This window comes from Streptomyces sp. NPDC048696 (assembly GCF_043198895.1).
GTDB lineage: Bacteria > Actinomycetota > Actinomycetes > Streptomycetales > Streptomycetaceae > Streptomyces.
In genome coordinates, this window is sequence record NZ_JBICVJ010000020.1 from 115,681 (window position 1) to 127,277 (window position 11,597).

Consider the following 11,597-nt stretch of genomic DNA (forward strand, 5'->3'; position numbering starts at 1 on the left):
CTTCGCGCCTCACCCCGCCGTGCGCGGAATCTTCTTCTCCCAGGTCCGGTGGAACACGACCTCCCCGCCGTCGCGGCACACCACCTCGTCCGAGGTGAGGAAGTCCGCCGCGTCACAGCGGATCTCGGAGCGCGTGGTGATCGTGACGTCCCAGCCGAGCTCGGGCCGGTGCAGCCGGATCGTCCAGTCCGAGCGGGTCCGCGCGGACTGCGGGTCGCCCTCCCCGATCGTGTACGTCTCCAGGGCGTCCTCGGTGAATTCGAGGCCGTCGGGGTAGACCCGGGTACCGCCGTAGCGCGGGTCCACCTCCAGGCGCCACTCGCCCTTGGCCACATCGCGGATCACCAGGCGCTCGGGGCGCGGCTCGTCGAGCGGCGCGGGCGAGACCACGCCCAGCGGCGCCGACTGCTCCGGCGGCCCGAACGTGATGGCGTCCGCCGTCCGCTCCCGCAGCGGGAGTCGCAGCGAGCTGCCCTGCGGGTCGACGGTGAAGCCGACCGAGTCCGCCTGCGGCCAGATCCACGGCCAGTACGCCGAGGAGACGGCGAGGCGGACGCGGTGGCCGGGCGGGAAGGAGTGGCCGATGCCGTTGAGCAGAAACGTCACGTCCTGGGTGGCGCCCAGCGGCCACGCGTCCACGCGGTCGCGCCCCTCGCGCGCGGACAGATTGAGCGCGCCCCGCGTGACCAGCGTGGACGAACCGTCCGGCGCCACATCGCAGAGCCGGGCGACCGCCTGCCCGAACGGGACGTCCATGCGCAGCCGCAGAGTCACCTCGGGCCGCCCCAGGATCTCCAGCGGCGGCCCGTCGTCCGGCACCGCGAAGTCGAACGCCGCCGAATGGGCGTCCTCGGCGCGCTGGTCGGGCGGCAGGTCGGCGTCGTTGCCGAACGGGAAGAAGCGGCCCGCGTCCAGGCCGGTGTGCTGCGGCGAGTCGACCCGGACGGGGGCGCCGCCGAACGCGTACGACACGGGCGTGACATGCGGTGACGGCCACGCCGGGTCGCCGACCCAGCGGCCGGGCAGCTCGTCGTAGCTGGTCGCGGGCCGGTGCGAGTCGGTGATCCAGGAGCGCAGCAGCGGCTCGGACATCACCCCGGTGTCCTCGCCCTTGAGCCAGTGGTCCCACCACCGCAGGGTCTCCTGGAGGAAGCCGATCGCCGGGCCGGGCGGAAGACCCCGGTCCGGGTACTGGTGCGACCAGGGTCCGATCAGGCCGCGTACGCGCTCCGGCGGCAGGTGCTCCACCAGGCGCAGCACCGTGTCCCGGTACGGGTCGTGCCAGCCGCCGACGGCGAGCACCGCCGCGCCGATCGCCCCGTAGTCCTCGCAGACACTGCCGTGTTTCCAGTACTCGTCGCGGGTCTGGTGCGCGAGCCAGGTGTGGATGTACGGCTGGACGCTCTCCAGGCGCCGCAACCACATCGCCCGCCACTCCTCTCCCACGTACGCCGGATCCGGCGGGCGCGCGGTGAACGCGAGCATCGTCGCCGCCCAGGCGTGCATGTCCACCGCGAGGACGGAACTTCCCATGTAGTGCACGTCGTTGTCATAGCGGTCGTCCGATGAGCAGACCGTGACGACCGCCTTGAGCGGCTCGGGCGCGAGGGCCGCGATCTGAAGGGAGTTGAAGCCGCCCCAGGAGATCCCGAACATGCCCACGCCGCCGTCGCACCACGGCTGGCGGGCCAGCCACTCGACGACCGCGACGCCGTCCGCCAGCTCCCGCGCGTCGTACTCGTCACCCGGCAGGCCCTCGCTGTTGCCGTGCCCGCGCACATCGACGCGTACGGAGGCGTAGCCGTGCCCCGCGTACCAGGGATGGCGCTGCCAGTCGCGCGGCGCGGTCCAGTCGGTGAGCCGGTAGGGAAGGTATTCGAGCAGCGCCGGGACGGGCTCGTCCGTCTCGGGCCGCCAGACGCGCGCGTACAGCCGCGTCCCGTCCGGGAGCGGGATACGGATGTCCTCGCGCCGGGTCTCGTACGGGAATTCAGTGCGGATGTGCATGGCGGAACACCTCGGTCAAGGGGTGCGGGGACGTCAGTGGACGGGGTGCATGGTGCGTCTGAGCCAGGGCGCGGCCGCGATCACCGCGAGGCCGGCGGCCACCGCGATCGCGCCGTTGACCCCGAAGTAGGCCGCGTTGGAGACCTTTCCGTACACCTTCACGGTCTGTGCCTGGATGCCGTTGGCGAGTGCGAGGGAGAGGAACCAGAGCGACATCGTCTGGCTCGCGAAGGCCCGGGGCGCGAGCTTGGTGGTCGCGGACATGCCGGAGGTCTCCAGGAGCACGTCACCGAGCCCGAGCAGCAGATAGGAGCCGACGATCCACCAGGCCGCCATCTTGTACGAGTCGGAGCCGTGCCCGGCCGTCGGCACGACCATCAGCAGAAAGGAGAGCCCGCCCAGGACCACGCCGAAGGCGATCTTGTTGGAGGCGTGCGGCTGACGCGGTCCGAGCCGGGACCAGACCGCCGCGACCACCGGCGCGAGCGCCACCTCGAACGCGCCGAGCGCCGAGGCGTACCAGCTCGCCGGGAAGTGGAAGCCGAGGATCTCGGTGCGCGCGCTGGACGACGCGAGCAGCATCATCGTCGAGTACGCCTGGAAGAGGATGAAGTTGAAGACGACCGAGGCCGCGAAGAGCACGAGGTAGGGCCGCAGCCTGGCGCGCTCCTCGGCGTTCACCCGGGGGCTGCGGAACATCACCGTGAAGTAGACGGCGGGCGCGATCACCGAGATGACGGTCAGCACGTCGACGAACCGGCCCATCGTCAGCCACCCGGCCAGCGACAGCGCGGTGGCGAGCAGCCCGGCCACGACCGCCCCGACCGCCATCAGGCGCACGGCCCGGCGCATGCCCTCGGGCGGCAGCGCGTACTCGGCGGCGTGCTTGCGCCCGGCCAGATGGCGCCGCCCGGCGACGTACTGGGCGAGGCCGAACGTCATCCCGACCGCCGCCGCCGAGAAGCCCCAGTGCCAGCCCTGGTGGTCGCCGAGCCAGCCGGTGATCAGCGGGCCGGCGAAGGCGCCGATGTTGATCCCCATGTAGTAGAGCGCGAAACCGGCGTCGCGGCGCTCGTCGTCGGTGCGGTAGAGCTTGCCGACCATCGAGGCCACATTGGGCTTGAGCAGCCCGGTGCCCGCGCTGATGAGACCGAGGCCCACCCAGGTCATCGCCGGGGTGGGGACGGCCATCGTGTAGTGGCCGCAGGCGATCAGGACGCCGCCGTACAGGACCGCGCGGTACGAGCCGAGGATGCGGTCGGCGAGCCAGCCGCCCGCGACCGAGACCAGATAGACGAGCGTTCCGTACGCCGCCGAGACCGAGGCGGCGGTGGCCGCGTCCATGCCCATGCCGCCGTGCGCGACCGTGTCGGCGAAGTAGAGGACCAGGATCGCCTGCATGCCGAGGAAGGAGAAACGTTCCCACACCTCAAGGCCGGAGAGGGTGAGCAGTCCCTTCGGGTGGCCCAGGAAGGCATGGTCGTCCTGGGGCGGCGGCTGCTCGGCTCCGGGCTCCGGCACGGTGTCGGTCGTCGTCTCGGACAAAAGGTCCACTCCTGATCGTATAAGCCGATCACGAACATACCGGGGTCCATCGGACTGTGCGCGTGGGGTGACGGGAAGGCGCCCACGGTGATCGAACAGCGACCGGATACGCTGACTTGAGTGAAGACAGCGACACATCGACAATCCGTGTGATCGTCAGCAGACAGGAGTACCCCTCGTGACCGTCGTCGGGCCGTTCGGGCTGAGCGTGCGGGACCAGGCTCTTGAAGCCGATGTCCAGACCGGATTGGCGGCAGTCGAGGCGGGCCTGCTCGATGCCACCAAGAGCGAGGTCCCCTTCATCACGGAAGCCGCGCAGCACCTCGTGCGGGCGGGTGGCAAACGGTTCCGGCCGCTGCTCGTGATGCTCGCCGCGCAGTTCGGCGACCCCTACGCGCCGGGTGTCGTGCCCTCGGCGGTGGTGGTGGAGCTGACGCATCTGGCGACGCTGTACCACGACGACGTGATGGACGAGGCCGAGGTGCGGCGCGGGGTGGCCAGCGCCAACGTCCGCTGGGACAACTCCGTCGCGGTCCTCACGGGTGACTTCCTGTTCGCCCGCGCCTCGCACATCCTGGCCGACCTGGGCCCGGAGGCGGTACGCATCCAGGCCGAGGCGTTCGAACGGCTGGTCACCGGCCAGATCCTGGAGACCGCGGGCCCGCGCGACGGCCGCGACCCGGTCGACCACTACCTCGACGTGCTGGCCGGCAAGACCGGTTCGCTGGTGGCCGTCTCGGGCCGGTTCGGCGCGATGATGTCCGGCGCGGACGAGACGGTCGTCGACATCCTGACGCAGTACGGCGAACGGCTCGGCACCGCGTTCCAGCTGGCCGACGACGTCCTGGACATCGCCAGCGACTCGCACGAGTCCGGCAAGACCCCTGGCACGGACCTGCGCGAGGGCATCCCGACCCTGCCGGTGCTGCACCTGCGGGCGCAGGCCGCCCAGTACGGCCGCCCGGAGGACCTGGAGCTGGTCGCGCTGCTCGACGGCGACCTGGCGGACGACGCCCGGCACGCGGAGGCCCTGCGCCGCCTGCGGGTCCACCCCGCCCTCGAACAGGCCCGCCGCGACACCGTCCGCTACGCGCAAGAGGCCCGCGCCACCCTCGCCCCGCTCCCCGAGGGCTACGCGAAGTCGGCCCTGGAGGAGCTGTGCGACGCGGTGGTGCACAGGGCGGGTTAGGGGCGCGCCCCTTCAGCCGCGCCCCAATTGAGGGGCGCGGGCTCACATGACTAGTAGCCGGATCCACTCGATGGGGTGGAGTTGGTGCCGCCCGACGTGGTGCCACCACCTGTGTCGGCCGTGGCCTTCGCCCCGGTCGGGGTGATCGCGAACCAGGTACCACCCGCTCCCTGCCCGTACGCCTCCCGAGGCTCGTCGTCCTTGGAGTAGCGGTAGATCGGCCAGCCGGCGAGCGTGAGCTGCTTGCTGCCGTCGGGGCGGGTCAGGGTGCCGACCAGGGCCTTGTCGATGCCCTTGACGCTCAGCGCGTCGGTGGCGGGGGCCGGGGCCGGTGGCCAGATCGCGGCGCAGGCGGCCAGGCAGGCCGAGCGGGACGGCTTCGCGGAGTCCATGTCGAAGCGGTACAGGACGTACCCCTTGCTGTCGGTGACGACCGTGCCGACCTTGTCGACCTTGGTGGCGCTCAGGGTGGTGCCCGCCGGGGACGCCGGGGCCGTGGTGCCCGTCGAGGGCTTTTCGGTGGTCTTGCTGTTGTTGTTGCTGCTGCCGCATCCCGTGGCGGCGAGCGCGAGGACGGCGGTCCCCGCTGCCGCGCCTATGGCGATGCGATGGACGGTGAGCATGGCGATCCCCTTTGGTGGTGCCGGTTGCTCTCACTCAGGTGTACGGATTCCGGCCAAGTGCCACTCGAACACCTATACCGACAGTTATGTGACCCAGATCACACTCATGGAATGAGTCCAGAGTGAGATCGATGCCGTACCCCTGCCCGGAAGCCTACGCATCGGTCGAAGGCCGTGCAGAAGTCGGTGAACATCTGCATACAGGGGGAAATAGCCATGAAGCGGAATCGCAGGAGCATCCTCGTCGGCGCCACCGCCGTGGCGGCCGCCGTCGGAATCGCCTTCGCGATCGTCCCGGCATTCGCCGCCGCACGGGGCGGCGACGGCGGCCACGCGCGCGAGGGCGGTGGCGTCACCTATCTGCTGGCCAGTCTGCGCGGCGCGAACGAGGTGCCCGTGGCGGGCAAACCGGCGGTCGGCGATCCGGACGGCGCCGCACTGGAGTTCGTACGGATCAAGGGCGCCACCGTCACGTTCGCGGTGAAGTGGCGCGGCACCGGCAGGCCGACCATGCTCCACATCCACCAGGGTGTACGCGGCGTCAACGGTGACGTGAAAGTCGACTTCAGCGAGCAGTTGGGGAGCGTCAGGGGTGGCGGCGGCTGGCAGCGTGCCGCCGGCTCGGTCACCGTCAAGGACACGGCGCTGCTCGCCTCCCTGAAGAGCGACCCCGGTGCGTTCTACGCCAATCTCCACACCGCCGAGTTCCCCGGCGGAGCCGTCCGGGGCCAGCTGCGCGAGGTCGGGTCGTTCGACCTCTCCCAGGCCGTCGACGGCGGGGTCCGCCAGGCGTCCGTGGTGCGGGGGCGTCAGGTGTACGAGTGCAAGAAGGGCGCGGACGGTACGACGGCGTTCGCCCAGCGCGACGTCGCGGCCGTGCTCGATGGTGGCATCCGGCACACCTTCACCGCACCCCACTCCGGTACCCCGCAGTGGCTCGCCCCCGACGCCAGCGCCGTCACCGGAAAGGTGCTCACCAAGTCCCCCAACGGGGACGGGAACATCCCCGAGTTGGACCTGAAAGCGACGCGATCGGGCGCGCGCCACGGCCTGTTGGCGGGTGCGGACGAGGTCCTGCGGCTCAACACGGTGGGCGGCGTCGCACCGGTGGGCGCGTGCTCGACGGGTGCGGTCGTCGGGGTTCCGTATCGGGCGGACTATGTCTTCATCGACCGCTGACCTCAACACCCTTGACGTTTATGACAGGTACGCGACGCCCTACCCCTACGGGACGGGTAGCTGTCGCGCACCTGTGTCATCCCAGAGAGGTACATGAGGTTGCTCCCGGGGGCTGACGCGTGCACGCGGCCGATTTGGTCAGATGGGAATCACCACTCCTGACCAATTCGGGTGAGAATGGCGGCGCGGAGTGGACAGAGCGCAGCACTACGGACGGACGCCGCCGACCACGGAGGTAAGGCACACATGGCACCGAACGACAGCGCACACACCACCGAGGAGGCCGGGGACCTCGTCGCGGGCCGCCGCAAGGCAGCGCGCTATCTGGTCCCGGTCGGGGTGGCGGGGGTGGCGGCCGCGACCATCGGGCTGGTCCCGGCGCTCGCGGCTTCAGGTGACCCCGATCTGCCGAAGATCAGCGCACAGCAGCTCATAGAGAAGATCGCCGGGTCGGACGCGCAGCAGCTCTCCGGCACGGTGAAGATCAACACGGACCTGGGGCTCCCGTCGTTCGGCGGCCTGGGCTCCTTCGCCCCCAAGGGCGGCCCGGGCGGCGGCTCGTCCGCCTCGCCCGACAGCAAGCTGATGGAACTGGCCTCCGGCTCGCACACGTTGCGGGTCGCGGCCGACGGTCCGGACAAGCAGAAGCTGTCGGTGCTCGACAAGGCGTCGGAGTACAGCGTCGTCCGCAGCGGCGCCGACGTGTGGGCGTACGACAGCGCGTCGAACCAGGTGTACCACTCGAAGCGCGCGGCCGACGGCAAGAAGGAGTTGCGCGGCGGCGCCGAGAAGGGGCACCCGGGCAAGGCCCCCGAGTCGATGCCGACCACGCCGAAGGCGATGGCCGAGCAGGCGCTCAAGGCGGTCGACCCCACCACGTCGGTGACCGTCGACGGCACGGTGCACGTGGCGGGCCGGGACGCGTACCAGCTGGTGATCAAGCCGAAGCAGTCCGGCTCGACCATCGGTGCGATCCGGATCGCGGTGGACGCGAAGAACGGTGTGCCGCTGAAGTTCACGCTCGCCCCGGAGGGCGGCGGCAAGGCCGTGATCGACGCGGGCTTCAGCAAGGTCGACTTCTCCAAGCCCTCGGCGTCGACCTTCGACTTCACGCCGCCCAAGGGCGCGAAGGTGACGCAGGACGACGGCAAGGCGCATGCGGGCAAGGGGCCGGGCGGCCTCCAGGGCAAGGAGCAGGGCAAGGAGTCCAAGGGCCTGAACGTGATCGGGAAGGGCTGGAACTCCATCGCCCGCCTCGACGTTCCTGGAGGTAAGGGCATCCCGTCCGCACACTCCGGCAAGGGCGGCAAGGGCGGTGCCTCGCCGGAGGCCCAGAAGTTCCTGAACTCGCTGGGCGACAAGGTCACGGGCAAGTTCGGCTCGGGCACGGTCTACAAGACCCGCCTGATCAACGCGCTGGTGACGGACGACGGCAAGGTGTACGTGGGCGCGGTCACCAAGGACGCGCTGGTGAACGCGGCGAACGCCGCGAAGTAGTGGGCGGGAGGGGGGACTCGGGTCCCCCCTCGCAACCCCCTGGATTCTCCGTGCCCGCGTCGGCCGCGACCGGTCGACCGGGTCCGGGGCGAAGCACCGGTTACGGGAAGGGGCGGGGTGGGGAACACACCATCGGTGATCGAGACGCACGGGCTCAGCAAGCGGTACCGGGGCGGCCAGCTCGCCGTGGACCGGCTCGACCTCACCGTGCCCGCCGGCAGCGTCTTCGGCTTCCTCGGTCCCAACGGCTCGGGCAAGACGACGACCATCCGGATGCTGATGGGCCTCATCGAGCCGACCTCCGGCACCGCCAAGGTCCTCGGCAGCCCCATGCCCCGCGCGGGGCGGACGGTCCTGCCGCAGGTGGGCGCCCTGATCGAGGGCCCCGCGCTGTACGGCTTCCTGTCCGGCCGCGACAACCTCGTACGGTACGACTCGGCCGACCCGACGGCCGACCCCCGCACCCGCGCGCGCCGGGTCGCCGACGCGCTGGAGCGGGTCGGGCTCGCCGCCGCGTCCGGCAAGAAGGCGCGGGCGTACTCCCTGGGCATGAAGCAGCGGCTCGGGCTCGCGGCCGCGCTGCTCCAGCCCCGCAAGCTGCTCGTCCTGGACGAGCCGACCAACGGCCTGGACCCGCAGGGCATGCGCGAGATCCGCTCCCTGGTGCGGGAGCTGGCCGCCGACGGCACCACGGTCTTCCTCTCCTCGCACCTCCTCGACGAGATCGAGCAGGTCTGTACGCACGCGGCGGTGATGACCCAGGGCCGCCTGGTGGTCCAGGGCGAGGTCTCCGAGCTCTCGGCGGGCAACCGGGGACGGCTCGCCGTCACCACACCGGACCCGGCCGACGCGGCTCGGCTGCTCAAGGAGCGCGGGATCGCAGACGTGACCGTGGACGGCGACCGGGTGAGCGGCGAAGTCCCGCCGGAAGACGTGGAGTTGGCGGAGCTGAACGCGGCGCTGGTGCACGGCGGCGTACGGGTGAGGGCCTTCGGGGTCGAGCGGGCCTCGCTGGAGGACGCGTTCGTCGCGCTGACGGGGGAGGGATTCGATGTCGCGGGCTGAGGCCGAGGCGACGGGGGCTGCGGAGGCGGCCGGTGACGCGGGGGCGGAACCCGTCCCCACGCCCGCGCCCGTCCCCACGCGCGCGTCGGCCGAGGCCGCCAAGGGTGCCCCGGACCGGGGCGAGGGTGCGGCGTTGCCGCGTCCCAACCCCCTGTGGGCGCTCGGGCTGTTCCGGTCCGAGCTGGTCACCGTGGTGCGGCGGTGGCGTACGCTCGCGCTGCTCGGCGTGCTGGCGGCCGTTCCCATCCTGATCGGCATCGCGGTCAAGATCGAGACGCGCAACGGCGGAACGGCGGGCCCGGGCGGTGGCGACGGTGGCCCCGCGTTCATCTCGCAGGTCACCAACAACGGGCTCTTCCTCGTCTTCGCCGGGCTCGCCGCGACCCTCCCGGTCTTCCTGCCGATGGCGATCGGCGTGGTCGCGGGCGACTCGGTAGCGGGCGAGGCCAACGCGGGCACGCTGCGCTATCTGCTGGTCGCCCCGGCGGGCCGGACCAGGCTGCTGCTCGCCAAGTACGCCTCGACGCTGGCGTTCTGCCTGCTCGCGACGTTGGTGGTGGCCGCTTCCGCGCTGGCGGTGGGCGCGCTGCTCTTCCCGCTCGGCGAGGTCACGACGATCTCCGGCACACAGATATCGTTCGCGGACGGGCTGGTGCGCGCGCTGGCGATCGCCGGGGTGGTGGCCCTGTCGCTGACCGGTGTGGCGGCGCTCGGCCTGTTCATCTCCACGCTCACCGGCAGCGGTATCGCGGCGATGGCGGCGACCGTGGGCCTGCTGATCACCGTGCAGATCCTGGACCAGATACCCCAGCTGCACGCGATACACCCGTATCTGTTCCCGCACTACTGGCTGTCCTTCGCGGACCTGCTGCGGGTGCCGGTCTACTGGGACGACCTGGTGAAGAACCTGGAGTTGCAGGCGCTGTACGTGGCGGTCTTCGGGTCGGCGGCGTGGGCGCGCTTCACGGCCAAGGACATCACGGCGTAATCCCGGAGGCCCGGGGGCGTCGGGCAACGGAACGGCCGTGCGAGCCGACCCCCGTGGCGGCTCGACACGACACGTACCGTTTCCTCGGCACATTGTTGGAGCAGACCATTCCGCTGTCAATACGCTACGGGCCGTCCTCGTAGACTCGGCACGTGACCGACTCGCCGCGTCCCGCCCCCAACCCCCAGCGCCGGAGCGAGAGATCGCGTCGTGCGATCCTCTCCGCGGCCCTCGAACTCTGCGCGGAAAACGGATACGGCAAAGTCACCGTCGAGGGTGTCGCGGCGCGCGCCGGTGTGAGCAAGAAGACGATCTACCGATGGTGGCCGACCAAGGGCGCGGTGCTGCTTGAGGCGGTGGTCGAGGGTGTGGTCAGCGCCTCGCCGCTGCCGGACACCGGGGACATCGACGCGGACATGGTGGCCCATGTCACCAGCGTGATGCGGCTCTTCACCTCGCCGGTGATCGGCCCGGCGTACACCGGGATCCTCTCCGAGCTGCTGCACGAGGAGTCGTTGGCCAGGGCCGTCAACGAGGAGCTGGTGGGTCCGCGCGTCGCGCTCGTCCATCAGCGGCTGGACGCGGCCCGGCGCCAGGGGCAGCTGCCGCCGGACGCGGACCTGGAGCTGGCCGTGGAGATGCTGTACGGCCCGCTGTACTACCGGCATGCCCTGAAGCGGCCGTTCCACGACGAGGCGAGGATCGTCGAGCTCGTCGCACATGTCATGCGTGCGTTGCGGGCACCGGCTCGGAGCTGAAGAAGGTCTTGGCGAGGATCGTCGCCTCGCTGTCCTGGTCGACGGTGCCGGGTCGGTTGGCGGAACCGAGCAGCACACCGCCCCAATTCATGCTCATGTACGCGGCGGTGTGACGCAGGGTCCCGACCAGCGGGTCCGCCACGGTCCGGTCTTCGGTGGCGAGCGCCGTGACGCCCCACATCGTCCGCCCGGCCATCCGGGGCCTGAACTCCAGACCCGGCACCCGCATCCACCCCGACCAGTGGTCGAGGTAGTGCTTGACCGAGGTGGACACGCTGTACCAGTACAGGGGCGAGGCGATGACGAGGTCGGTCGCCTCCAGGGTCGCGTCAAGGAGTGTGGCGGCGTCCCCGGTCGGGTCGGCGTAGAGCCCTTCGCCGTCGTGGCGCCGGTCGGTGAACTCGGGCAGCCGCAGCGCCGAAAGGTCCAGCCACCGCTGCCCCACATCGCCCGGCAACTGCTCGGCGGCGAGCCGCGCCAGCGCCTCGGTGTTGCCCCCTGGGCGCGTACTGCCGAGCAGGAAAAGAAAGTTGCGGGCCATGGTTCGTCCCCTCCGTACACCAACGTAGGCACGCGAAAAGCATGCGCGCGCAGTATATGCACACGCATGTGTTTCTGGGGGGGCAGAGTGGTCGGTGGTTCGTCTGCGGGCCGGTGGGGGTTGGTCGCGCAGTTCCCCGCGCCCCTAAAAGCGGGCCGTCGGTCGGGTGCGGGCCGTCTTGGGCTGGTCGCGCAGTTCCCCGCGC

General features: G+C 70.9%; 10 protein-coding genes. 6 read left to right on the forward strand and 4 right to left on the reverse strand.

Features of this window, described 5'->3' with window-relative positions; all coding sequences use genetic code 11:
• Positions 1 to 9: 9 nt before the first annotated feature.
• Positions 10 to 2,007 carry a CocE/NonD family hydrolase gene (locus tag ACGFRG_RS31865; RefSeq protein ID WP_393269532.1) on the reverse strand — a complete coding sequence of 666 codons (1,998 nt, stop codon included), beginning with the start codon at positions 2,005 to 2,007 and terminating at the stop codon, positions 10 to 12.
• A gap of 33 nt (positions 2,008 to 2,040) precedes the next feature.
• A complete protein-coding gene (locus ACGFRG_RS31870) occupies positions 2,041 to 3,552 on the reverse strand; it encodes a peptide MFS transporter (protein WP_393269535.1) in 1,512 nt (503 codons plus the stop codon).
• 178 nt (positions 3,553 to 3,730) lie between these two features.
• Between ACGFRG_RS31870 and ACGFRG_RS31875 the strand changes: the two genes are divergently transcribed.
• Complete coding sequence (locus ACGFRG_RS31875; RefSeq protein ID WP_361430904.1) at positions 3,731 to 4,741, forward strand: polyprenyl synthetase family protein; 1,011 nt, start codon at positions 3,731 to 3,733, stop codon at positions 4,739 to 4,741.
• Between the two features lie 50 nt (positions 4,742 to 4,791).
• On the opposite strand, the gene ACGFRG_RS31880 is transcribed toward ACGFRG_RS31875, so the two are convergent.
• Positions 4,792 to 5,364 (reverse strand): hypothetical protein, encoded by a 573-nt coding sequence (locus tag ACGFRG_RS31880; protein WP_361430903.1) that lies wholly within the window; start codon positions 5,362 to 5,364, stop codon positions 4,792 to 4,794.
• 216 nt (positions 5,365 to 5,580) lie between these two features.
• Here ACGFRG_RS31880 and ACGFRG_RS31885 point away from each other — a divergent pair, with 216 nt between their 5' ends.
• From ACGFRG_RS31885 to ACGFRG_RS31905, 5 genes are all read left to right on the forward strand, one after another.
• Positions 5,581 to 6,543: a CHRD domain-containing protein gene (locus ACGFRG_RS31885; protein WP_393269540.1), complete on the forward strand. Its 963-nt coding sequence runs from the start codon at positions 5,581 to 5,583 to the stop codon at positions 6,541 to 6,543.
• A gap of 246 nt (positions 6,544 to 6,789) precedes the next feature.
• Positions 6,790 to 8,040: an outer membrane lipoprotein carrier protein LolA gene (locus tag ACGFRG_RS31890; RefSeq protein WP_393269543.1), complete on the forward strand. Its 1,251-nt coding sequence runs from the start codon at positions 6,790 to 6,792 to the stop codon at positions 8,038 to 8,040.
• 117 nt (positions 8,041 to 8,157) lie between these two features.
• Complete coding sequence (locus ACGFRG_RS31895; RefSeq protein ID WP_393269545.1) at positions 8,158 to 9,105, forward strand: ATP-binding cassette domain-containing protein; 948 nt, start codon at positions 8,158 to 8,160, stop codon at positions 9,103 to 9,105.
• On the forward strand, positions 9,092 to 10,093 hold the full coding sequence (locus ACGFRG_RS31900; RefSeq protein WP_361430898.1) for an ABC transporter permease: 1,002 nt from the start codon (positions 9,092 to 9,094) through the stop codon (positions 10,091 to 10,093). The genes ACGFRG_RS31895 and ACGFRG_RS31900 overlap by 14 nt, the downstream gene beginning before the upstream one ends.
• A gap of 152 nt (positions 10,094 to 10,245) precedes the next feature.
• Positions 10,246 to 10,851 (forward strand): TetR/AcrR family transcriptional regulator, encoded by a 606-nt coding sequence (locus ACGFRG_RS31905; RefSeq protein WP_361430897.1) that lies wholly within the window; start codon positions 10,246 to 10,248, stop codon positions 10,849 to 10,851.
• Here the strand turns inward: ACGFRG_RS31905 and ACGFRG_RS31910 are convergent.
• Positions 10,817 to 11,392: an NAD(P)H-dependent oxidoreductase gene (locus ACGFRG_RS31910; protein ID WP_361430895.1), complete on the reverse strand. Its 576-nt coding sequence runs from the start codon at positions 11,390 to 11,392 to the stop codon at positions 10,817 to 10,819. The two genes, ACGFRG_RS31905 and ACGFRG_RS31910, sit on opposite strands and share 35 nt — an antisense overlap.
• Positions 11,393 to 11,597: the final 205 nt, after the last annotated feature.